Annotated in this window: 17 protein-coding genes and 1 pseudogene; 6 read left to right on the top strand and 12 right to left on the bottom strand. The window is 73.0% G+C overall.

Annotated features, from left to right (window positions below; translation table 11 throughout):
- The first annotated feature begins 73 nt into the window (after positions 1 to 73).
- Both ABZT47_RS21805 and ABZT47_RS21800 read left to right on the top strand, forming a co-directional pair.
- Complete coding sequence (locus tag ABZT47_RS21805) at positions 74 to 775, top strand: helix-turn-helix domain-containing protein (RefSeq protein WP_354844843.1); 702 nt, start codon at positions 74 to 76, stop codon at positions 773 to 775.
- A 126-nt stretch (positions 776 to 901) separates the two neighbouring features.
- A pseudogene (locus ABZT47_RS21800) lies at positions 902 to 1,057 on the top strand (transposase); the annotation flags it as partial.
- A 122-nt stretch (positions 1,058 to 1,179) separates the two neighbouring features.
- On the opposite strand, the gene ABZT47_RS21795 reads toward ABZT47_RS21800, so the two are convergent.
- The 6 genes from ABZT47_RS21795 to ABZT47_RS21770 form a co-directional block, all read right to left on the bottom strand.
- Positions 1,180 to 2,535, bottom strand: a complete 1,356-nt coding sequence (locus tag ABZT47_RS21795; protein ID WP_354844840.1) for an aldehyde dehydrogenase family protein — start codon at positions 2,533 to 2,535, stop codon at positions 1,180 to 1,182.
- 70 nt (positions 2,536 to 2,605) lie between these two features.
- Positions 2,606 to 3,607, bottom strand: a complete 1,002-nt coding sequence (locus ABZT47_RS21790; RefSeq protein WP_354844837.1) for a proline racemase family protein — start codon at positions 3,605 to 3,607, stop codon at positions 2,606 to 2,608.
- Positions 3,608 to 3,611: 4 nt separating this feature from the next.
- Positions 3,612 to 4,505, bottom strand: coding sequence for a dihydrodipicolinate synthase family protein (locus ABZT47_RS21785; protein ID WP_354844834.1), 894 nt, complete (start codon positions 4,503 to 4,505; stop codon positions 3,612 to 3,614).
- Complete coding sequence (locus tag ABZT47_RS21780) at positions 4,502 to 5,986, bottom strand: NAD(P)/FAD-dependent oxidoreductase (RefSeq protein ID WP_354844832.1); 1,485 nt, start codon at positions 5,984 to 5,986, stop codon at positions 4,502 to 4,504. The genes ABZT47_RS21785 and ABZT47_RS21780 overlap by 4 nt, the downstream gene beginning before the upstream one ends.
- Positions 5,983 to 6,312 (bottom strand): (2Fe-2S)-binding protein, encoded by a 330-nt coding sequence (locus tag ABZT47_RS21775; protein ID WP_354844829.1) that lies wholly within the window; start codon positions 6,310 to 6,312, stop codon positions 5,983 to 5,985. The genes ABZT47_RS21780 and ABZT47_RS21775 overlap by 4 nt, the downstream gene beginning before the upstream one ends.
- Positions 6,309 to 7,433 carry an FAD-dependent oxidoreductase gene (locus ABZT47_RS21770; protein WP_354844827.1) on the bottom strand — a complete coding sequence of 375 codons (1,125 nt, stop codon included), beginning with the start codon at positions 7,431 to 7,433 and terminating at the stop codon, positions 6,309 to 6,311. The genes ABZT47_RS21775 and ABZT47_RS21770 overlap by 4 nt, the downstream gene beginning before the upstream one ends.
- 377 nt (positions 7,434 to 7,810) lie before the next feature.
- On the opposite strand from ABZT47_RS21770, the gene ABZT47_RS21765 reads away from it, so the two are divergent.
- Entirely contained in the window at positions 7,811 to 8,845 is a 1,035-nt protein-coding gene (locus ABZT47_RS21765; protein WP_354844824.1) for a COX15/CtaA family protein, read from the top strand.
- A 6-nt stretch (positions 8,846 to 8,851) separates the two neighbouring features.
- Complete coding sequence (locus ABZT47_RS21760) at positions 8,852 to 9,583, top strand: ElyC/SanA/YdcF family protein (RefSeq protein WP_354844822.1); 732 nt, start codon at positions 8,852 to 8,854, stop codon at positions 9,581 to 9,583.
- A gap of 534 nt (positions 9,584 to 10,117) precedes the next feature.
- Here the strand turns inward: ABZT47_RS21760 and ABZT47_RS21755 are convergent.
- The 4 genes from ABZT47_RS21755 to ABZT47_RS21740 form a co-directional block, all read right to left on the bottom strand.
- Positions 10,118 to 11,191 carry a lytic polysaccharide monooxygenase gene (locus ABZT47_RS21755; RefSeq protein WP_354844819.1) on the bottom strand — a complete coding sequence of 358 codons (1,074 nt, stop codon included), beginning with the start codon at positions 11,189 to 11,191 and terminating at the stop codon, positions 10,118 to 10,120.
- A 266-nt stretch (positions 11,192 to 11,457) separates the two neighbouring features.
- Positions 11,458 to 12,975, bottom strand: coding sequence for a PrsW family glutamic-type intramembrane protease (locus ABZT47_RS21750; protein WP_354844816.1), 1,518 nt, complete (start codon positions 12,973 to 12,975; stop codon positions 11,458 to 11,460).
- Between the two features lie 231 nt (positions 12,976 to 13,206).
- On the bottom strand, positions 13,207 to 15,918 hold the full coding sequence (locus ABZT47_RS21745) for a dipeptide ABC transporter ATP-binding protein (protein ID WP_354844813.1): 2,712 nt from the start codon (positions 15,916 to 15,918) through the stop codon (positions 13,207 to 13,209).
- 17 nt (positions 15,919 to 15,935) lie between these two features.
- Positions 15,936 to 16,916 carry an ABC transporter permease gene (locus ABZT47_RS21740; RefSeq protein ID WP_354844810.1) on the bottom strand — a complete coding sequence of 327 codons (981 nt, stop codon included), beginning with the start codon at positions 16,914 to 16,916 and terminating at the stop codon, positions 15,936 to 15,938.
- A gap of 102 nt (positions 16,917 to 17,018) precedes the next feature.
- On the opposite strand from ABZT47_RS21740, the gene ABZT47_RS21735 reads away from it, so the two are divergent.
- Together ABZT47_RS21735 and ABZT47_RS21730 are read left to right on the top strand one after the other, a co-directional pair.
- The gene (locus ABZT47_RS21735; RefSeq protein ID WP_354844807.1) at positions 17,019 to 18,731 is read left to right on the top strand and encodes an ABC transporter family substrate-binding protein; all 1,713 of its coding nucleotides are present in this window, start codon (positions 17,019 to 17,021) and stop codon (positions 18,729 to 18,731) included.
- A gap of 106 nt (positions 18,732 to 18,837) precedes the next feature.
- Positions 18,838 to 20,280, top strand: a complete 1,443-nt coding sequence (locus tag ABZT47_RS21730; protein WP_354844804.1) for an FAD-binding oxidoreductase — start codon at positions 18,838 to 18,840, stop codon at positions 20,278 to 20,280.
- Between the two features lie 85 nt (positions 20,281 to 20,365).
- Here ABZT47_RS21730 and ABZT47_RS21725 read toward each other — a convergent pair whose 3' ends face one another.
- Together ABZT47_RS21725 and ABZT47_RS21720 are read right to left on the bottom strand one after the other, a co-directional pair.
- Positions 20,366 to 20,845 carry a hypothetical protein gene (locus tag ABZT47_RS21725; RefSeq protein ID WP_354844801.1) on the bottom strand — a complete coding sequence of 160 codons (480 nt, stop codon included), beginning with the start codon at positions 20,843 to 20,845 and terminating at the stop codon, positions 20,366 to 20,368.
- 243 nt (positions 20,846 to 21,088) lie between these two features.
- A complete protein-coding gene (locus ABZT47_RS21720) occupies positions 21,089 to 22,024 on the bottom strand; it encodes a heme o synthase (RefSeq protein ID WP_354844798.1) in 936 nt (311 codons plus the stop codon).
- Positions 22,025 to 22,225 lie beyond the last annotated feature (201 nt).

Genomic DNA, 22,225 nt, shown 5'->3' with positions numbered 1-22,225 from the left:
CAAGACGCTTGGCCGAAACCCCCGCGACACGATCTCGTAGCAAACCGGGCCGTAGTGATGCTATAAATGCAACATGCTGCCGTCTCAGCCGAACAAATCACTCCTGGATGGACTCGACTGCCTGCAGTTGCTGGCCAGCTCCGCTGAGGCCCTCGGCTCACGCGAAGTCGCAAGACGGCTCGGGCTGGAACCTTCCCGCGCGAACCGGCTGCTCAAGACCCTCGCGCACGTCCGGCTGATCGAACAGGACGAGCGGCGCCGCTATCGTCCCGGCCCGGGAATCCATGCCCTGGCCGCCCAGAGCCTCTTCGGGTCCGGCCTGATCCGCCGCGCGCTCGGGCCGCTCGGCGAGCTGCACGTCCACGGTCACACCGTGGCCATGGGCGTGCTCTGGCGCGACCATATGTCGTACCTGTACCACGCCGACCCGGGCATGGACACCAGCACGGCCCTCGGCCGGATAGGCCTGTTCCCGGTCACCCGATCCGGCCTCGGGATGGCCCTGCTGGCCTGCCAGGACGACGAGAACGTCCGCGCCATGTGGGCCGCCAGCGCGAACGAGACCCCGGTCGAACAGGTCCTCACCGATCTCGCGGAGATCCGTGAAGCCGGTTTCGCCCTGCGCGCCGGCAAAACCGAACGCACCGTTGCCGTCACCGTCGGCTCGGCACCGTACGCCGCGGTCGGCATGTCCGGCCGCTTCACCGACGCGCACATACCTGAACTCGTCAGCGCACTCCGGCACGCGGCAGAAATGATAGAGAAGAACGGCTGAGGCGGACCGGGCCGGACCGTCGCGTGGCCCCGTACGCCGATCGGCGGTCTCCGGAGTCACCCCCGCGCGAACAGGAGGAGATGTCGGCCGCCGAGGTCATCAGGAGGGCAGCGACCGCACGGACGGCGGCAACGCCATGCCCACAGGGCAGGCGTGGAGGGCACCATCGCCCAGGGCGTCAGAGGCTTCGGCCTGCGGCGATCCCGCTACCGCGGGACCGCCGAGACCCATCTCCAGCACATGCTCATCGCGGCGGCGATGAACCTCACCAGGCTCGACGCAAGGCTTACGGGAACACGGCGGGCGGAGGCTCCAGGACCGGGTACACGCGATGGCGTGCCCGGGACTCCGGGCCGGGCGCCGGGAGGCGGGGCGGGGCCTGCCGGCCCGGGTCGCGGAGCCGGTCAGGCGCCGGCGGGGCCCAGGGCGATGGTGTGGGTGGAGGTGTAGAACTCCTGCGCCGCCTTGCCCTGCTCGCGCGGGCCGTAGCTGGAGTCCTTCTCGCCGCCGAAGGGCAGGTAGAAGTCCACGCCGCTGGTCGGGTTGTTCACCTTGACCAGGCCGCTCTCCAGCCGTGAGGAGACCTCCAGCGCCCGGTCCAGGTCGCGGGTGTAGACCGCGGAGGCCAGCCCGTAGGGCACCCCGTTGGCCAGCGCCACCGCCTCCTCCACCGACCCGGCGTCCTGCACCAGGCAGATCGGCCCGAACACCTCGTCACGGGCGAGCACGTGGTCGGCGGCCACCCCGTCGACCAGGGTCGGGGCGGCGAACCACCCGTCGCGGTCGAGGGCCTGCCCGCCGGTGAGCACCCGGCCGCCCTCCGCGGAGGCCACCACCCGGTCGCGGGCGGACTCCTCGATCACCGGCCCGACGGCGGTGCCGGGGTCGGCGGGGTCGCCCACGCCGAGCTTGGCGACGGCGGCGACCAGCGCCTCGCGCACCTCCCCGGCGTTGCCCACCGTGATCACCCGCTTGGTGGCTGTGCACTTCTGCCCGGCGTACCCGAACGCCGCCGCGGCGATCTGCGCGGCGGCGGCCTCCAGGTTGGCGTCGTCCAGCACGATGCTGGGGTTCTGCCCGCCCATCTCGGCCTGCACGGGGACGCCCCGGGTCGCCGCGGCGACGCTCACCTTGCGGCCCACGGCGGCCGACCCGGTGAAGGACACGACGTCCGCCGCCTCGATGAGCGCCACGCCCTCCTCGGCGTCCCCGGGGACCACCTGGAACAGCTCCTCGGGCAGGCCGAGGATCTCGGCCAGGCGCAACGCGGTGCCGAGCGCCTGCGGAGCGGGCTTGAGCACCACGGCGTTGCCGAAGGCAAGAGCGGGCGCGGCCTTCCACAGGGGGATGGCCAGCGGGAAGTTCCACGGCGTGATCAGCCCGGCCACGCCGCGCGGGCGCCTGCGGGTGTAGGACAGCCCCGCGCCGGACGGCTCGTACAGGGCGCCCACCGGGTCGAAGACCTGCTGGGAGTAGTAGCGCAGGATGGCCACCGCGCGCGCCACCTCGCCCTTGGCCTCGGTGACCGGCTTGCCGACCTCCCGGACGGCGAGCGCGGCCAGTTCGTCGGCGGCGGCGGCGACGTTCGCGGCGGCGGCGGCCAGGACGCCGGCCCGCTCGGCGGCGCCCGCCCCCGCCCACCGCCGCTGCGCGGCGCGCGCGCGGCGCACCGCCTCGGCGACGCCCTCGCTCCCGGCGGACGGGGCGCTCGCGACCACGTCGGCCGGGTTCTGGGGGGACCGGCTCTCGACAACACCCATCGTGAATCCCTCTCCAACCTCAGGGGTGAAATCCCGCTTCATGGAAACCTAGTCCACGTCATCGACCGACTCAGAGCAGGAAGCCCTCGGGGAAGGGGTCGGACGGGTCCAGGAAGTGCTGGGCGGTGCCGGTCACCCACGCCCGGCCGGTGATGGCGGGGACGACCGCCGGCAGGCCGGCCACCTCGGTCTCCTCGACCAGGCGCCCGGTGAAGCGGGTGCCGATGAACGACTCGTTGACGAAGTCCTCCCCGACCGCCAGCTCGCCGCGCGCGTGGAGCTGCGCCATGCGGGCGCTGGTGCCCGTCCCGCACGGCGAGCGGTCGAACCAGCCCGGGTAGATGGCCATGGCGTGCCGCGACAGCCGGGCGTCGGAGCCGGGGGCCACGAACTGCACGTGGTGGCAGCCCCGGATGCCGGGGTCGAGGGGGTGGACCGGCTCGGCCGCCTCGTTGATCGCCGCGGAGACCGCGAGGCCCGCGTCCAGGATGCGCTGCCCGTAGGCGCGCTCGAACGGCAGGCCCACCGACTCGATGGGCAGGATGGCGTAGAAGTTGCCGCCGTAGGCCAGGTCGTAGGTGATCTCGCCGATGCCGGGGACCTTCACCACGGCGTCCAGCGCGACGCTGAAGGAGGGCACGTTCTGGATGGTGACCGCCGTGGCGGCTCCGTCCTCCACGCGCACCGAGGCGACGACCAGCCCGGCCGGGGTGTCCAGCCGCACGGTCGTCACCGGCTCGGCCACCTCCACCATGCCGGTCTCCACCAGCACCGTCGCGACGCCGATGGTGCCGTGCCCGCACATCGGCAGGCAGCCGGAGACCTCGATGAACAGCACGCCGTAGTCGGCGTCCGGCCGGGTGGGCGGCTGCAGGATCGCGCCGCTCATCGCCGCGTGCCCGTGCGGCTCGTACATCAGCAGCTTGCGGACGTGGTCCAGGTTCGCCATGAAGTACTCGCGCCGCTCGGCCATGCTCGCGCCGGGGATGACGCCCACTCCCCCGGTGACGACGCGGGTCGGCATGCCCTCGGTGTGCGAGTCGACCACGTGGAAGATCTTCTTCGAGCGCACGACGTCACCGCAGCCCTTCGGCCAGCGCCTTCTCGGTGGCCGCGCGGACCACGGCGTCCTGCTCGGCCGTCAGCGGCACGCGCGGCTGCCGGCACGGGCCCCCGTGCAGGCCGGCCAGGTCCATCGACAGCTTGATCGCCTGGACGAACTCGGTCCTGGCGTCCCAGCGCAGCAGCGGGTGCAGCGTGCGGTACAGCGGCAGCGCGGTGGCCAGATCGCCCGCGACGGCGGCCCGGTACAGCGCCGCGCACGAGGCCGGGAGCGCGTTCGGGTACCCGGCCACCCAGCCGGTCGCCCCGGCGAGCGCCAGTTCCAGCACCACGTCGTCGGAGCCGATCAGGACCTCCAGGCCCGGGGCCAGCTCGGCGATCTCGTAGGCCCGCCGCACGTCGCCGGTGAACTCCTTGACGCCGACGATGAGCCCCTCGGCGTGCAGTTCGGCCAGCAGCGAGGGGACCAGGTCCACCTTGGTGTCGTAGGGGTTGTTGTAGGCCACGATCGGCAGGCCGGCCTTGGCGACCTCGCGGTAGTGCGCGAGGACGGCCCGCTCGTCGGCCCGGTAGGCGTTCGGGGGCAGGAGCATGACGACCTGGCAGCCGGCGTCCCTGGCCTGCTCGGCCCAGCGGCGCGCCTCGGCCGCGCCGTAGGCGGCCACGCCCGGCATCACCCGGTCGCCGCCGATCGCCGCGACCGCCGTCTCGACGACGCGGGCGCGCTCCTCTGGGGTGAGCGTCTGGTACTCCCCGAGGGAGCCGTTGGGCACCACGCCGTCGCATCCCTGCTCGACCAGCCGGCGGCAGTGCGCGGCGTAGCCGTCGAAGTCGACGCTCAGGTCCTCGCGCAGCGGCAGCGCGGTCGCCACCATCACGCCGTGCCAGGGCTTCTCACGGGTCGTCATCGAGGGTCCTCTCCTCCGGGGTCTCCTGCTGGTTCTTCTCCGAGGTCTTCCGCCGGGTCTCCCGCGAGGTCGCCGAGCCTGACCGGCTGGGCGACCGGCCGCCGCGGCGGCCCGGGGTCCTCGCCGGCCAGGCGGGCCACGGCGTAGCCGCAGACGCGCCCTTGGCACCAGCCCATGCCGGGGCGGGCCAGCAGTTTCATCGAGCGGGCGTCGGTGGCTCCGAGCCGCGCCGCCTGCTTGATCCGCGCGTAGGGGACCTCCTCGCAGCGGCAGATCAGCGTGTCGTCCGTCAGCCAGCCCTTCCACCCGTCGCGGACGGGGTAGGCGGCCTGCAGGGCCCTGGCGAAGGCCGCCAGCCGGTCCCTGCGCGCGGACGGCCCCGGGTCGGGCGGCACCCGGCGGCCGAGGTCGGCTGCGGCGGCGCGCCCGGCGATCCGGCCCTCCACCTCGGCCAGTTCGGCCCCGCCGACGCCGGTGGGCTCCCCCGCCGCGTACACGCCCGGCACGCTGGTGCGCATCCCGGCGTCCACGGCGACGACCGGGGTGCCGTCGGTCCCGGCGCGGGTGGCGCAGCCGAGCTGGACGGCCAGTTCGATCTGCGGGACGAAGCCGTAGCCGACGGCCAGCGCGTCGCAGGCGATCGTGTGGCGGCGGCGCGGCGCCCAGTCGCGGTCGAGGTCGGCGACGGTGACGTGGGTCAGTTCGCGGTCCCCGTGGGCGGCGATGACGGCGTGCCGGCCGAGATAGGGGATGCGGTGCCGGGCCAGGCCGTAGCCGTAGCCGGCGGCCTCGGCGAGCCTGCCCGGGTGGCCCGCCATGGCGGAGGCCGGGCCGAAGCGGCCGTTGGCCTCAAGGACCGCGGCGACGCGGGCGCCGGCGGCGGCCAGCGCGGTCGCCACCGGCAGCAGGAAGGGGCCGGTGCCGGCCACGACGACCCTGCGCCCGGCGGTCACCAGGTCGCCCTTGAGCAGGGCCTGCGCGCCTCCGGCCGTGAACACTCCGGGCAGGTCCCAGCCGGGGAAGGGCAACGGCCGGTCGTGGGCCCCGGTGGCGATCAGCAGCCGGCGGGCCTCGACGCTCTCCCGCCGCTCCTCCCGGTCGCCCGCCAGGCAGTGCAGCACCACGCCGCCGTCGCCGGCGGCATCCGTCGCGGGTGGTGTGACCGGCGAACCCGGGTCCGTCGCGGGTGGTGTGACCGGCGGGCCCGGGTCCGTCGTCCGCTCGACGGCCCAGACGCGGCGGCGCAGGCGCACCTCGACGCCACGGCGCCCCAGCTCGGCGGCCAGCGCGGCGAAGCGCCCGAACCCGTGGTGCAGCGCCCCGGGCCGCCGCGCGCGAAACCCCGCGGGCGCGTGGCGGAAGTACTGCCCGCCCAGGCGCGCCCCGGAGTCGACGAGCACGACGCTCAGCCCGGCCCGCGCCGCCGCGACGGCGGCGGCCATCCCGGCCGGGCCGGCTCCCACGATCGCCAGGTCCCTCATCCGGTCGTCACCTCGTCTCCGGAGCGCGCCTCGGTCTGGCAGGCGCGCAGCGACGGCTCGCCGTTGACGGTGACCAGGCAGTCGAAGCACACGCCGATGCCGCAGAACAGGCCGCGGGGACGCCCGCCCAGGCGGGTGGCGCGCCACGACCGGACGCCGTTGGCGTACAGCACCGCCCCGACCGTCTGGCCCCGCACGGCCACCACCGGCCGCCCGTCCACGGTGATCGGGAACCCCGGCTCCGGCCGCGCCCTCACCAGGCGACCGGCGTGCGGCGGCTCCCCGGCGGGCGGGACGAGGCCGTGGGGATCGGGTGATGAGGTCACGCCGCGAACCTTTCCGGTCGGAAGGGCGCCGGGTCGAGGCCGGGGGCGGCGCCGGTGAGCTGCCCCGCGATCAGGTGGCCGGTGGCGGGGGCCAGGCCGATGCCCGCGCCCTCGTGGCCGCAGGCGTGGTACAGCCCGGGCGCGCGCGGGTCGGCCCCGATCACCGGCAGGTGGTCGGGGCAGTAGGGGCGAAAGCCGCAGTAGGCCCTGATGACCCGGTGCGCGGCCAGAGCCGGGAACAGGGCGACGGCCTGGCGGGCGAGCGTCTCCAGCACCGGGATGGAGACGGTGCGGTCGAAGCCGACCCGCTCGCGGCTGGCGCCGATGAGCACCGTGCCGGCGGGCGTGCCCTCGATGACGGCGCTGGTCTCGAGGGCGGCCGAGTCGCTGGCCACGCCGGTGACGTACGCGGCGGTGTAGACCTTGTGCCGGATCAGCGGGGCGGCGAGCGGCTCGGTGACCAGGATGAAGCCCCGGCGCGGCAGCACCGGCAGGTCGAGCCCGGCCAGCGCGGCCACCTCGCCGCTCCAGGTGCCGGCCGCGTTGACCACCGCGCCCGCCGGAATGTCCCCTTTGTCGGTGCGGACGCCGGTGACCCGGTCGCCGTCGCGCAAGAGGCCGGTGACCGTGGTCCCGGTCCGCAGGCGCGCGCCGGGAGCGTGCCGCAGCAGCACGGCGGCGGCGAGCATGGGCTGGACCTGCGCGTCCTGCGGGTAGAAGACGCCGCCCGCGAGGCCGGGGGAAAGGTGGGGCTCGTAGTCGCGCAGTTCGCCGGCGCCGACCGGCCGGCGCTGGACGCCGCACCCGTCCTGGGCCACGGCGAGGGCGGTGAGCGCGTCGAGCACCTCGCCGGTCTCGGCGACGACCAGGCCGCCCTTGGGCTCGAACTCGAACCCGCCGAGGGCCGCGAGCTCACGCCAGAGGCGGTTGGACAGCAGGGCGAGGTCGAGCTCGGGGCCGGGCTCCTTGTCGGAGACCAGAATGTTGCCCTCGCCGGCCCCGGTGGTGCCCGAGGCGACCGCGCCGCGCTCGACGACGGTGACGCTCAGCCCGGCGCGCGCGGCGTAATAAGCGCAGGCCGCCCCGACGACCCCCGCCCCGATCACCACGACGTCGGCCATCCCACCCCCAGCCCTTTCACAAACAAGTCAGTAATATGTCACATATCCACCAGGGTAATCAATGCTCGCCCGCCCCCGAGCCCAACCAGCCCCCCTCGGACCATCACCTCAAGCACCCCCGAACCCGCCAAGCGATTCCAGCGGATCGGCCACAAGACCCCGCTCGGGGCGCGGCGGTGTCCTGAGGAGGAGGGAGGGTGAGGAACGAGCCCGGATGACGACGAAGGACACCGCCTCAAAGGCGCCCCGAGCCCGCCGAGCGAAGCGAGGCAAAAGCAAACACAGCGCCGCCTCAAAGGCGCCCCGAGCCCGCCGAGCGGAGCAAGGCAAGGGAACACAATTCGGGACCGGCTGGGTGGACGCCTACGATGTGTGCCGTGACCGCAGCAGACCAGCCCCGCGACGGTGCGGGGGGCGCCGGGACCGGCGCCCTCCTCGACCGGGCGCGTGGCCGGGCCCTCGACCTGTTCCACTCCGCGTGGTCGGCCACGCCCGCCACCGTCAGGCGGTGGGCGCTGGCCGCCGTGATCGTCAACGCGGGCATCGCGGTGACCGGCGCGGCCGTCCGGCTCACCGGCTCCGGCCTCGGGTGCCCCACCTGGCCGCGCTGCACGCCCGACAGCTTCGTCCCCGCCGCGCACGACGCGCACTCGCCCCTGAACATGGCCATCGAGTTCGGCAACCGCCTGCTGACCTTCCTGGTGCTGGCCGTGGCCGTCGGCTGTGTGGTCGCCGTCATGCGGGTGGTGCCCCGCCGCTCCAGCCTGGTGTACCTGGCGTGGATCCAACCGCTGGGCGTCGCCGTGCAGGCGCTGTGGGGCGGCGTGGTCGTGCGCACGCTGCTCAACCCGGTCACGGTCAGCGTGCACTTCCTGCTGTCCATCGGCATGATCGCGGCGGCGTTCGCGCTGTACGCGCGGTCGGGCGAGGGCGACCAGCCGCCGCGGCGGCTGGTCCACCGCGACATCCGCACGCTGGGCTTCGTCCTGGTCGCCGCCGTGCTGACGCTGCTCATCGCCGGCGTCGTGGTCACCGGCACCGGGCCGCACTCGGGGGACGAAGCCGCCTCACGGTTCGGCTTCGACATCCAGTCGGTGGCCCGGCTGCACGCCGACGCCGTGTGGGTCGTGCTCGGCCTGACCTTCGCCCTGCTGTTCGCGCTGCACGTGACCGACTCTCCCGGCCGGGCACGCCGGGGCGCGCTCATCCTGCTCGGCGTCGAGCTGGCCCAGGGCGTGATCGGGTACGTGCAGTACTTCCTGGCCGTGCCGGCGCTGCTGGTGGGCCTGCACGTGCTCGGCTCGACCCTGGTCTGGATCGCCACGTTGCGCGTGGTGTACCTCATGCGCTCGCGCGGCCCGGCCGGCGCGCCCTTCACCGGGGAGAACCTACTGGACGCCGCCGGCGTCTGAACCATCGTGATCCCTCCTGCCGTCGCGCGGTGGACCCGCGCCGCCCGGGTGTCGCTGCGCTCGCGCGCCGTCCGGCGCCGCGCGTTCCACGGCGCCGTGGCGCTCAGTCTGCTCGGCCTGGCGCCGATGACCTGGGCCTGGCTGTCCACCACGCGCTACCGGCTCACGGCCGGAGCCGCGCCGGGGTGGACGCGCCAGGTCCCGGCCGCCCCGGTGGGGCTGGTGCTCGGCGCCGGGTTGTACGGCCACTCCCCCACGCCGATGCTGGCGACCCGGCTGGACAGCGCCGCCCGGTTGCTGCGAGTGGGGAAGGTGCGGGCCCTTCTGCTGTCGGGCGACAACAGCCGGCCCGGCTACGACGAGCCCTCCGTCATGCGCGACTACCTGGTCGCGCGCGGGGTGCCGGCCGGGGTGCTGGTGCTGGACTACGCCGGGTTCGACACCTGGGACTCCTGCGTGCGGGCCCGCCGGGTGTTCGGGGTCCGCGCCCTCACCGTCGTCACGCAGGATTTCCACCTGCCGCGTGCCGTCGCCCTGTGCCGGGCCGCGGGCCTTGACGCCTTCGGCGTCGGTGACGACTCCGCCGCCCGGTTCCCCGCCCAGACCTACGTCTACGCCGTGCGCGAGTTCGGCGCGACCGCGAAGGGGTTCCTGGACGCGGTGGTGCTGAGGTCCCCGCCGGTCTTCCCGGGGCCGCGCGAGACCTCGCTCGACCGCGTCCTCGGCGCCCGCCGCTGAACGCCCCCGCGACCGAGGTTTCGGTTCCGGCGCGAAAGTTTCATCGGGCTTGCCGGCGCCGGAGGTCGCAAGCTGCGGATTCTCGGCCGCCCGCCCTTGCCGTGAAGTGAGGGCTTCGTCACCGGCGGGCCTGCGGGGTATGGTCCCTTCGCGCACATGGGAGCGCTCCCATAATCATCTGTCCCTCGCCCGCCGGCAAGGAAGGGGTGACGCCCCTCGGCAGTGCCACGACAACCGCGTATCCCGTCCTGAACTCGGACGCTGCAACCGTGAGGCGGAAGTGCCTCTCCGCCTCACGGTCCGGCGCCCGGGTTTCCGCATGCCCGGACGCCGCCTCCCCTCGCCGCCGCCTCCTCCCAGCCGGCCTCTTGCCCAGCCGACCTCTTGCCCAGCCGACCTCTCCCAGCCGCCTCGCCCAGCCGCCCCTGCCAGTCGGCCGCTTCCGCTGGTCGTACACGCCCAAGGCCCCTCTTTCGAGGAGCGGGCGCGGGCGCGCCGGCCGGCGCCGCAGGCCGGCGTGCCCGCGCCCGCGGACTATCCGCAGTTCACGTCGGTGAACGTCGGAGTCCCCGACCCTGTCATGGTGGCCAGGAACCCGGCGGTCGCCGAGGCCCCGGGGTCGAGCTTGAGAGCCCATGACGGCGCGTGGATCATGCCGCTCGGGCCGCTCTGCATCATCGTCCCGTTCCACGCCTGCGTCATGGTGATGCCCAGCGGCATCATCCAGGAGACGTACCACTCGTTGATCGGCGTGGACCCGGTGTTCTTGATCGTCACCGTGGCCTGGAACCCGCCCTGCCAGCTGCTGGCGAGCGTCACCGTGGCCTGGCAGGCGATCGCGCCGGGCGAGGACGGCGCCGGGGTGGGCGTGACCGGCGGCGGCGAGCTCGGCGGCGGGGAACTGGGCGGCGGGGAGCTCGGCGGGGGTGAGCTCGGCGGCGGCGTCGAGGTGCCTCCGAAGATCACGTCCGAGCAGCCGTAGAAGGTCTCCTTGCTGTCGGAGCGATACCACACCGAGTAGATGACGTGCCGGCCGCTCTTGTTGGGCAGCCGCCCGGAGAACCGGTAGGCGCCGTTGCTCACCCCCGGCTCGGGATCGGCCGTCAGGAACGGCTGATCCTCCATGTCGGCCCAGGTCAGCGGCGCGGTGGGGTTGTAGCCGTCCTTGGTGACGTACAGCTTGAACCCGCCGGGGTGGGGCACCCAGGCCCCGTAGACGAAGTTGAACATCGCGCCGGGCTGCACCACCGTGGCCGGCCAGTCGGCCCTGGGCGCGTCGTAGGCGGCGTACTTGTCGAACCCGCCGCTGCAGAGCTTGCCGTCGGGGATGAAGCCCTTCGTGCGACCGGCGCCGTCCGAGCGCAGCACCCCGTACCAGTCGTACAGCGGCTGGGTGCCGCCCGCGGCGACGGCCTGGGCGCAGGCGGGGTTCTTCGGCTTGATCTCGTTGCTGGAGGTCAGCCCGTCGGTGTAGCAGGCGTAGGTCCTGCTGGCGGGCGCCTGGAGCGCGCCGTGCGCCAGGGCCGAGCGCTGGAGGCCCAGCGTCGTCAACCCGGCGGCCACGACCGCCACAGCGGTCAGAATCGCCACCTTTACCTTGGTTTTCACGCTTCCTCTTCACATCGCGGATGCCACCGCGCGGGGGCGGCGGTCGGACGAGCGGGCGCAGGACGCGCGCCGCTCCGGTCTGTCTCAGGGCGCGCGCGGCGGCGGCGCCGGCCGCGCGCCCACTCTGGCCCGGCCACCTGGAAAAGGGCATCGGAAGTGGCCACAGACATCCGCGTAACGCGATTGAAACACGGGGCCACGCGCGCGGCAAGGGCGCGCGGGCGACCAGGGACGATGCGAGGACGGCGGGAGGACGGCGGGGCGGGCTAGCGCGCCCCACCCGGACCGGGCCCGGGCATCCCGGGCGGCCCGGGCCGGTACTCAGGGCCAGGCGTGCCGGGCCGGAACTCAGGACCAGACCCGCCGGGCCGGAACTCAGGGCCAGACCCGCTGGGCCGGTACTCGGAGCCGGGCGTGCCGGGCTGGTGCGCGGGGCCGGACGGCCCCGGGTGGTACTCCGGGCCGGGAGTGCCCGGCGAGGCGGGCCGGTATCCGGAAGGCGGCCGTCCCGGGCGGTGCTCGGGGCCGGGCGCGCCGTCGGCCGGGTACGGGTCGCCGGGCAGGCCGTCGCGCGGCGGATAGGGGGAGACCGAGTGCCAGGTGTCGTGCCCGGGGGCGTAGCCGGGCGGGGCCATGCCCTTGGCGATCGTGGCCTGGTGCCGCTCGGGGACGGGGAAGGCCGCCTTGGCGACGCTCATGCACGCCAGCAGCGCCTCCCGCCGGGTCTCGAACGTCTCACGGTCGATCACCCCGCGCACGCCGCGCTCGTGGAGCAGGCCCAGCTCGGTGGCGGCCACCTGGTAGTCGCGCATGGCGTGCAGCCCCGCCTGACCGCCGTAGGCCTTGGCCCACTGGCGGGCCTGCCGCCGCCCCTGCAGCGACGACAGCATGAACACGTCGAAGTCGGTGACCAGCCCGAGCCCCCCGTACGGCGGCAGGTAGAGCTGGATGAGGCCGACGATGCGCTTGCGGTCCTTGACGACCACGCTCAGCTCGACGAAGAACAGGATCATCAGCAGCAGGTAGGCCAGCGACAGCCCCTGGAACCCGCCGTAGGAGGTGAAGCCGTTCCAGATGCCGTGCAGCATGATGGCGCCGGCCCAGCCGAGCAGGACCACTCCACCGCGCACCGGCCCCTGGCGCTGCGCCGCGTACGCGACCGCGATGCCGATCATCGAGGTGAACAGCGGATGGGCGAACGGCGACAGAATTCCGCGCAGCACCACGGTCACCGCCAGCCCCTGGAAGCCGTGCTGGTCCTGCGCCATGATGTAGTAGCTGACGTTCTCGCTCATCGCGAAGCCGAGGCCCACCATGCCGGCGTAGATGATGCCGTCGGTGGGGCCGTCGAGCTCCTGGCGGCGCCAGCGCAGCAGGCCCAGCAGCACCAGGCCCTTCATCGTCTCCTCGACCACCGGGGCCACGAAGGTCGCCACCAGGTTGCGCGCGTCGGTCGGGTCGTGCAGGGCGTTGGTGACGTACCTGAGGTTGAGGCTGTTGAGGATGCCGGCCACCAGCACCGCGATGCCCGCGCCCCACATGAACGCGAAGGCCAGGTCCTTGCCCGGCTCGGGCTCCATGCGGTCCAGACCGAGCAGCGCGGCCAGCAGCAGCGGCACCGGCGCCAGCGCCAGGACGAGCGCGATGAAGAACTGCACCGGCTCGCCGTTGAAGATGTCGAAGGAGAACGACACCAGCGCGCATATGCCGGCCACGACGAGGCCGATGATGAGCCCGAGAGAGGGGCGCTCCCTCAGCACCCAGCGGGGATCACGGTTCGTCATGGGCGCGAGCGTAATCGACCGGCCACGACCTGTCCGCTCGGCGTCCCCGGCCCGCGCCCGGCCCGCGCCCGCACGGCGCGCGACCTCCGCGTCCGTACGGCTCGCCCCACGTGATCACCGCACCACCCCGTACACGACCCGGCTCCGAACCCTCTGGTCTTCCCCCGTCGACCGGCCCCCACACCTGCGCCAAATGGTACATCTTCCGACTTGCCCGCCCGGTGAGCCCGGTCAGGCGACACCGGGGTGGTGGCAGGCGACGACGTGCCCGGCGCCATGGGCCACCGGTTCGGGGTCAGCCGTCTCGCAGGGGACCCGCCGCTCCGCCGGGAGGTTCGCGTAGACCGGGCACCGGCCGCGGAAGCGGCACCCGGCCGGCCGCGCGGTGGCGCCCGGAGGGTCGCCGGGCAGCAGGATCCGCCGCCGGCGGCGCTCCAGGGACGGGTCGGGGATCGGGACGGCCGAGATCAGCGCCCGCGTGTAGGGATGCAGGGGCGCCTCGAAGAGCGTGGCGGTGTCGCCGCTCTCGACGGTCCTGCCGAGGTACATCACGCTGACCCGGTCGGCGATGTGCCGGGTCACGGCCAGGTCGTGCGAGACGAACAGGTAGGCGAGGCCCAGCTCGTCGCGCAGACGGGCGAGCAGCGCGAGGATCCCGGCCTGCACGGTGACGTCCAGTGCCGACACCGGCTCGTCCAGGACGACGAGCTTGGGTTCCACCGACAGCGCCCGCGCGATGGCGACGCGCTGGCGCTGCCCGCCGGAGAACTGGTGGGGGTACCGCTCGGCGTGGGACGCGGGCAGGCCCACCTGCTCCAGCAGCGCGGGCACCCGCGCCAGGGCCTCCCTGCGGGGGACGCCGAGCGTGAGCAGCGGCTCGGCGATGATGTGGCCGGTCGTCATCCGCGGGTCGAGGCTGGCCATGGGGTCCTGGAAGACGATCTGGACCTCGCCGCGCAGCCGCGCCGCCTGTCCGCGGGTGAGCGCGGCCGTGTCGGATCCGAGCACCTCGATCGTGCCCTCGGCGGGGCGGGCGAGCGACATGATCTCGAACAGGGTCGTGCTCTTGCCCGAGCCCGACTCGCCGACCAGGCCGAGCGTCTCGCCGCGGCGTACGAGCAGGTCCGCGCCGTCGACCGCGCGGACCGATCCGACCTCGCGCCGGAACACCGTGCCCTTGAACAGCGGAAAGGTCCTGGTCAGGCCGGAGACCCGCAGTACCGGCGGCCGGCCGGACAGGTCGCGCGGGGGCGGCGCCTGGTCCAGCCGGGGCACGGCGGCCAGCAGCTCACGCGTGTAGTCCTCCTTGGGCCGGGCGAAGACGTCTTCAACCGTCCCGTGCTCGACCACCAGCCCGTCGCGCATGACCACGACGCGGTCGGCCAGCCCGGCGATGACGCCGAGGTCGTGGCTGACGAACACCAGGGCCGCCCCGGTCCGGCGGCGGGCCTCGCGCAGCACGTCCAGGATCTGCGCCTGGACGGTCACGTCGAGGGCCGTGGTGGGCTCGTCGGCCACGATGACCTCGGGGTCGTTGGCCATCGCCATCGCGATCATGGCCCGCTGCCGCATGCCGCCGGAGAACTCGTGCGGGTAGGAGCCCGCGCGCAGGGCCGGGTCGGGGATGCCGACCATGCGCAGCAGCTCGACCGCGCGCCGCCCGGCTTCGGCCCTGGACACCCGCTGGTGGACGCGGACGGCCTCGGCGAGCTGGTCGCCGACGCGCATCACGGGGGTGAAGGCCGACAGCGGGTCCTGGAACACCATGGCGACCCGCCTGCCGCGCAGCGCCATGAGCGTGGGCACCGGCGCGCCGATGATCTCCGTTCCGGCCAGCCGGACCGAGCCGCTCACCGAGGCGGAGGGGGGAAGCAGGCCCATCGCGGCCAGCGCCGTGACCGACTTGCCCGATCCGGACTCACCGACGATGCCGAGCACCTCTCCGCGTCGCAGGTCCCAGCTCACCCCCTTGACCGCCTCCTGTCCGCCGAAGGCGACGCGCAGGTCCCGGACCGACACAACGACGTCGTCCGGCACCGGCTCGCGGGGAGTGCGCGCCGCCGGCGACGCGGCGGGACGCGGACGGCGGGCACGGCGGGCACGGCGGGCGGGCCGGGGGGTGGGGTCCACCGCGTCGCGCAGCCCGTCGCCGACCATGCTGACGGCCAGGACGAACACGATGAGCAGGCCGGCCGGGAAGAAGAACATCCACGGGTAGGTGGTGGCGCCGGCGGTCGCGTCGGCGATGAGCGTCCCGAGGGAGACGTCGGGCGGCTGCACCCCGAACCCGAAGTAGGACAGCGTCGTCTCGCTCATGACGGCGCCGCCCACCGCGATCGTGGTGTCGACGATCAGGAACGAGGCCACGTTGGGCAGGACGTGCCGCGCGATCACCCGTGCCCCGCCGACGCCCATGAACTCCGCGGCCCGGACGAACTCGCGTTCCTTGAGCGACAGCGTCATCGAGCGGACGATCCTGGCGCTGACCATCCAGCCGAGGACGCCGAGCAGCAGCGCGAACACCGGCCACCCCGACCCGCGCAGGACCGGCGAGATCATCGAGATCACCAGGAAGCCGGGGAAGACGAGGAACAGGTCGATCAGAAAGCGGACGGCCCGATCGGCCCAGCCGCCGAAGTAGCCCGCCGCGGCTCCGGCGAGGGTCGCCAGGACGGTGGAGAAGACCGCGACCACCAGGCCGATGACGAGCGACTTCTGCAGCCCGTGGGTCACCTGGGCGAAGACGTCCTGCCCGATGCCGTTGGTGCCCCACCAGTGCTGGGCCGACGGAGGCTCCCGGAGGGCGGTGAAGTCGATGTCCCCGAAGTGCCACGTGGTCAGCAGCGGGCCGGCGAAGGCGAGGGCGAACAGCAGGAGGATGACGGTGAAGCCGGCCGCGGCGCCCTTGGCCGCGGCGAGCCTTCGCAAGGTGATACCGATCACGGAGGTGTCTTCCCGGCCTAGGCGTCGCGGACGCGGGGGTCCAGTACGGCGTGCAGCAGGTCGGCGACCAGGCCCGAGGCCAGGACCACGACCGCGGCGAAGAGGTTGACGGCGACGACCGCGTTGACGTCGTTCTTGTTGACCGCGTCGACGAACCACTCCCCCATGCCGTGCCAGCCGAAGATCGTCTCGGTGAGGGTGGCGCCGGTGAAGATGGCGAGGAAGCCGTAGGCGAAGAAGGTCGACAGGGGGATCAGCGCGACACGCAGCCCGTGCTTGAGCAGGGCCGTCCGCGGCGCGAGCCCCTTGGCGACCGCGGTGCGCAGGTAGTCCGAGCCGAGGACGTCGAGGGTGCTCGCGCGCTGGTAGCGGCTGTAGGTGGCGATGGCGCCGAGGGCGATGGACAGGGTCGGCAGCAGCAGGTGCACGGCGCGGTCGCCCGCCTGGGCGAGCAGGCCGCCGGTGAGGCCGGGCGTCTTCTCGCCGGTGTAGCTGATTACCTGGCCGAAGGTCTCGTTGATCCACCGCGCGCCGGTCTTGAGCAGCACGGCGAGCAGGAAGACCGGGGTGGACAGCAGGACGAAGGAGGTGACCGTGACCAGGCGGTCCGAGAGCCGGTACTGCCGTACCGCGCTCCACACGCCGGCCAGGATGCCGATCACGGTGCCGAGCAGGGTGCCGACGAGCAGCAGCCGCAGGCTCACCCCGACGCGCCGGCCGAACTCCTCGCCCACCGAGGTGTCGAAGATCGTCCGTCCGAGGTCGCCGGTGAGCGCGTGCCCGGCCCAGGTGCCGAACCGCACGAGGAGCGGGTCGTGGTCGTTGACGCCGAGGTGGGTGAGCTGCGCCTCCACGGCGGCGGCCGGGGGTCTCGGCTGGCGGCCCTCGAAGTAGGCGCGGGGTTTCAGCGCGGTGGCGGCCACGGCGTAGGAGAGGAAGACCGCGACGGTGAGCAGCACCAGGTAGTACCCGGCCCGTCTGACGAGGAAGCCTGTCACGCCGTGCCCCTCCCTTCTTCCCGCCTGACCCGGTGGCTAATGTTGGGTAATCCTACCGTTAAAGTCTGTTTTGTTCGCAAACAGGACCCCAGGGGAGAGCACGTGACGACAGGTACCCGGCTGTGGGCGGTGGCCGCCGCGGCGACGCTGGCACTCGCGGGATGCGGAGGGAACACCCCCTCCCCCGGTTCCGGCGCGCCGGCGGCGGCGGGTTCGCCGGGCGCCGCGAGCGGCGGCCCGGCCGTCGACGCGGCCGACATCAACCCCCAGCCCCTGGACCGCCTCAAGGACGGCGGCACGCTGCGGATGAGCATCCAGCAGTGGATCACGCAGTACAACAGCCAGCAGGTGGACGGCACGCAGGGCGACGGCTCAGCGATCGTGGCCCTCGTCGAGCCCGACCTGTTCTCCTACGACGCCAAGGGCGTCCCCCACCCGGTGCCGGACTATCTGGAATCGGCCGAGGTGACCTCCACCTCGCCCCAGGTGGTCACCTACAAGCTCAACCCCAAGGCCAGGTGGTCGGACGGCGCCCCGCTGAGCTACAAGGACTTCCAGGCGCAGTGGAAGGCCCTGAACGGCAGGGACAAGTCCTACCTGTCCGCCGGGTGGCCCGGGTACGACCTGATCGGCAAGGTCGAGCAGGGGGCCGGCCCGCAGGAGGTCAAGGTGACCTACGACAAGCCGTTCGCCGACTGGCGGCAGACGTTCGACCCGTTGTTCCCCGCCGCCGCCTACGACACCCCCGAGAAGTTCAACAAGGGCTGGCTGGAGAAGGTGCCGATCACCGCCTCGGCGTGGAAGATCGGCTCCTACGACAAGACGGCGCAGACCATCACCGCCGTCCGCGACCCGAACTGGTGGGGCGCCAAGCCCAAGCTCGACTCCGTCGTCTTCCGCGCGCTGGACCCGGCCGCCGCCCTCGACGCCTACCTGAACAAGGAGATCGACTACGTCGCGGCCATCCGCCCGGAGGCCTACGGCCGCGTCAAGGACGACCCGGACACCGCCATCCGCGTCGGCGCGCGCTGGGACGAGGTGCACATCACCCTCAACGGCGGGCGGGGCCCGCTGCAGGATCTCAAGGTGCGCAACGCCGTGGAGAAGGCGGTCGACCGCGGCGCCCTCACCGAGGTGGCCTTCAAGGACCTGCCGTTCAAGGGACGGCCGCTCGGCAACCACTTCTTCATGCCGAACCAGGAGGGCTACCAGGACAACTCCGGCGAGTACGGCAAGTACGACCTGGAGGGCGCGAAGAAGCTGCTGGACGAGGCGGGCTGGAAGGACAACGGCGCCGGGCAGCCCCGCACCAAGGACGGCGCGCCGCTGAAACTGTCGTTCGTGATCAGCGCCGACTCCACCTCCCAGCAGGCCGACCAGGCCACGCTGCTGCAGAACATGCTGGCCCAGGCGGGCATCCAGATCACGATCGACAAGGTGCCCGGCAACGACTACTTCGAGAAGTACGTCTACCGCGGCGACTTCGACCTGGTCTCCTTCCGCAACGTCGACCAGCTCTTCCTGTCGCAGGCGTTCCCCCAGTACCAGAAGCCCGAAGGCGAGAACGTCTACCAGAACTACGGCCGGATCAGCTCGCCGGAACTGGTCGACCTGCTGACCAAGGCGCAGACCACCACCGACCGGACCGAGGCCGTCAAGCTGTACAACCAGGCGGACGCGCTGGTCTGGCGGCTCGGCCACACCATCGAGCTGTACCAGCGGCCCCAGGTGCTGGCCGTGCGCAAGGGGCTGGCCAACTTCGGCGCGGGCGGCCTGTCCTCCGACGACTTCACCAAGGCGGGGTGGGAGAAGTGAGCCTCTGAGGTACTCCCGCGCCGCGGATGACACGATCGGACCGCCTGGGCCCTAATATCCGTCTTTGGGCTGTATGTCCGCACATACAAGGCGGTAAGGAACGAGTATGACCCGCTTGAACGGCACGCCGTTGACCGACGACTTCGCCAACGGCGGGGTCTCGTTCTGGTACCGGCAGATCGGCGTCCCGGAACGCCGGCCCGCGCTGCCGGGGTCGCGCGACTACGACGTCGCGATCGTCGGCGGCGGCTACACCGGCATGTGGACGGCCTACTACCTGAAGAAGGCGCAGCCGGACCTGCGCGTCGCGATCCTGGAACGGGAGTTCGCCGGGTTCGGCGCCTCCGGCCGCAACGGCGGCTGGCTGTCGGCCGAGTTCGCCGGCTCCCGCGAACGGCACGCCGCCGCCCGCGGCAGGCAGGCGATGATCGACCTGCAGCGCGCGATGTTCGCCGCGGTGGAGGAGGTCATCGAGGTCACCCGCGCCGAGGGCATCGACGCCGACGTTCACAAGGGCGGCCTGGTCCACGTGGCCACCAACCCGGCCCAGGACCGCCGCCTGCGCGCCGAGGTCGCCGATCTGCGCCTGTGGGGGTTCGACGAGCAGGACATGCGGCCGCTCACCGCCCAGGAGCGCGAGGAGCGCATCCACGTGGCGGGGGCGCTGTCGGCCGCCTACAGCCCGCACTGCGCCCGCATCCAGCCCGCCAAGCTCGCCGTGGGGCTGGCCCGCACGGTGGCCGCCCTCGGCGTCGACGTCTTCGAAAGCACCACGGTCACCGAGATCCGGCCGCGGACCGGGGACGGCCCGGGCAAGGCGGGCAGGGCGGCCGCGGTGACCGACCGCGGCACGGTCACCGCCGAGTACGTCATCCGCGCCACCGAGGGCTTCACCGCGAGCATCCGCGGGCAGCGCCGCCAGTGGCTGCCGATGAACAGCTCGATGATCGTCACCGAGCCGCTCGGCGAGCGGATGTGGGAGCGCATCGGCTGGCAGGGCCGGGAACTGCTCGGCGACCAAGCCCACGCCTACATCTACGCCCAGCGGACCGCCGACGGCCGCATCGCCATCGGCGGGCGGGGCGTGCCCTACCGCTTCGGCTCGCGCACCGACGTGCGCGGCGCCACCCAGCCGCAGACGGTGGCGGCGCTGTACCGGATGCTCACCACGCTGTTCCCGGCGACCGCCGGCGCGCGGATCCAGCACTCCTGGTGCGGCGTGCTCGGCGTGCCCCGCGACTGGTGCTCGACCGTCCACCTCGACCACGCCACCGGCCTCGGCTGGGCGGGCGGCTACGTCGGCAGCGGGGTCACCACGACCAACCTGGCGGGGCGCACCCTGCGCGACCTGGTGCTGCGCCGGCGGACCGAGCTCACCGGGCTTCCGTGGGTGGGCCGTCAGGTGCGCCAGTGGGAGCCCGAGCCGCTGCGCTGGCTCGGCGTGCAGGCCATCTACGCGCTCTTCCGCACCGCCGACCGCCACGAGAACGCCCAGATGTCGCGTACATCCGCCTATGCCCGCCTGGCGGGCCTGATCTCCGGCCGCTGAAGGCCGCTGACGACCGCTGAGGGCCGCTGACGACCGCCGACGACCGAGGGCGGCCGCGCTTGGCGCGCGGCCGCCGTGGCGGCGCTCAGCCGCAGTTACCCCAGGAGTTGCGGCCGCCGGTGGCGATCGCCGCGTCCCGCCGGGTGTCCCAGATCGTGCCGGAGTACTTGACGCAGAAGCCCTTGGCGTACAGCTTCACCGGGCCCGCGTAGTACTTGTACTTGCGCCCGTCGGTCTTGCTGTTGGTCCTGACGGGCTCGTCCTTGATCCGCTTGGTCTGCGTGGTCAGCGTCGCCGAGGTGTAGGTCGGCGTGCCGACGTACACCGTCTTGATGGTGGTGACGCAGTTGTAGCCGGTCTTGCGGTTGTAGAGCAGGTAGACGTAGCCGAACACGTCCCCCTCGCGGGTCTTCACCACCCGCTTGCTGTCGGCGACGCGGTGGAACCCCGCGCCGCAGACCCCCTCGGGGGTTCGGGCCGAGGCCACCGCGTACGCGGGGTTGGCGACGACGCCTCCGATCGACAGAGCCGCAGCCAGGAGAACCGTCTTGGTGGTCCTTCGCATCCAATGATCCCTTCCGGGCCCCCACCCGCCTGCCGGGCGGCGGCCGGCAGATCATTCTGCCGGACGATCACACATCGGATGACCGTAATAGTCAGATTCGGAAGGCACGACGGACGCGGAACGGCAGCTCGGCGGCCACAGGGAGCCGCCCCAGAAAGGGAAACCAGAGCCACCTCGGAAGGGAGGAACCGCCTCCTGAAGGGGAACCGGAGGAACCGGAGCCATCTCAGGAAGGGAACCGCCTCAGAGCAGGGAGTCGACGGCCACGGCGAGGAACAGCAGGGCCAGGTAGGCGTTGGACCAGTGGAAGAAGCGCATCGGGCGCAGCGCCACGCCGGTCTTGCCGGCGTTCAGGCGGCCCAGCAGGCGGTAGACCTCCCACAGGCACACCGCGCCGAGGACGGCGGCCGCCACCGCGTAGAACGGCGTGGTGTGGGCGACCGGCCACAGCAGCAGGGAGCACAGCACGGTGGCCCAGGTGTAGGCCACGCTCTCGAGCACGACCCGGCGCTCGCCGGCGACCACCGGCAGCATGGGCACCTTGGCGGCGGCGTAGTCCTCGCGGTAGCGCATGGCCAGGGTCCAGGTGTGCGGCGGCGTCCAGAAGAACACCACGCCGAACAGCACCACCGGCGCCCAGTCGACGCGGCCGGTGATGCCGGCCCAGCCGATGAGCACGGGCATGCACCCGGCGATGCCGCCCCACACGACGTTCTGCGAGGTGCGCCGCTTGAGCAGCATCGAGTAGACGAAGACGTAGAACAGGATCGCCCCGAGCGACCCGCCGGCCGCCACCCAGTTGACGCTCAGGCCGAGCCCGAGGGTGGACAGGACGCCGAGCACGACGCCGAAGATCAGCGCGTTGCGGGGCGTGACCTCCGCCATCGCCAGCGGGCGGCGGCGGGTGCGGCGCATGGTGGCGTCGATGTCGCGGTCGATGTAGCAGTTCAGCACGTTGGCGCTGCCCGCCGACAGGGTGCCGAAGACCAGGACGGCCACGGCGGTCCACAGCGGCGGGAAGCCGCGTGCCGCCAGGAACATCACCGGAAGCGTCGTGATCAGCAGCAGCTCGATGATCCGCGGCTTGGTCAGCGCCACGTAGGCCCGCACGGTGGCGAGCGTCGATCGGCGCGCGGCCGAGAGCGCGGCCGTGGGCGGCTTTGTGGTCAGCACCGTCATGGCGCTTCCAGCGGGTGCGGAGTCAACGCGTAACCTCTGATTAGAGCGGATCCGTGATTGCGGGCATGAGCCAGCGCTGTGAGGACTCACTGTAGTGCGGGGTGGCGTCGGTCCCGGCATCGGGGGCGAATGCCCCTCGCGCGGGCACCTAGGGGAGGGGGTCGTCCGCGCTGGTGAACGCCCCGTCTTCCCGGCGCCGGC

Origin of the sequence: Sphaerisporangium sp. NPDC005289, assembly GCF_040607455.1 — a bacterium.
In the GTDB taxonomy this organism is placed as follows: domain Bacteria; phylum Actinomycetota; class Actinomycetes; order Streptosporangiales; family Streptosporangiaceae; genus Sphaerisporangium; species Sphaerisporangium rhizosphaerae.
The sequence above is the reverse complement of the archived record's forward strand: the minus strand, read 5'-3'. Positions and strand labels throughout refer to the sequence as shown.

What these genes read in the sequence shown, in the direction of transcription:
- ABZT47_RS21720 (WP_354844798.1), bottom strand. Translation starts at nt 22,024, where the DNA reads ATGACGGTGCTGACCACAAAGCCGCCCACGGCCGCGCTCTCGGCCGCG.
- ABZT47_RS21725 (WP_354844801.1), bottom strand. Translation starts at nt 20,845, where the DNA reads ATGCGAAGGACCACCAAGACGGTTCTCCTGGCTGCGGCTCTGTCGATC.
- ABZT47_RS21795 (WP_354844840.1), bottom strand. Translation starts at nt 2,535, where the DNA reads ATGGGTGTTGTCGAGAGCCGGTCCCCCCAGAACCCGGCCGACGTGGTC.
- ABZT47_RS21785 (WP_354844834.1), bottom strand. Translation starts at nt 4,505, where the DNA reads ATGACGACCCGTGAGAAGCCCTGGCACGGCGTGATGGTGGCGACCGCG.
- ABZT47_RS21750 (WP_354844816.1), bottom strand. Translation starts at nt 12,975, where the DNA reads ATGACGAACCGTGATCCCCGCTGGGTGCTGAGGGAGCGCCCCTCTCTC.
- ABZT47_RS21780 (WP_354844832.1), bottom strand. Translation starts at nt 5,986, where the DNA reads ATGAGGGACCTGGCGATCGTGGGAGCCGGCCCGGCCGGGATGGCCGCC.
- ABZT47_RS21805 (WP_354844843.1), top strand. Translation starts at nt 74, where the DNA reads ATGCTGCCGTCTCAGCCGAACAAATCACTCCTGGATGGACTCGACTGC.
- ABZT47_RS21770 (WP_354844827.1), bottom strand. Translation starts at nt 7,433, where the DNA reads ATGGCCGACGTCGTGGTGATCGGGGCGGGGGTCGTCGGGGCGGCCTGC.
- ABZT47_RS21730 (WP_354844804.1), top strand. Translation starts at nt 18,838, where the DNA reads ATGACCCGCTTGAACGGCACGCCGTTGACCGACGACTTCGCCAACGGC.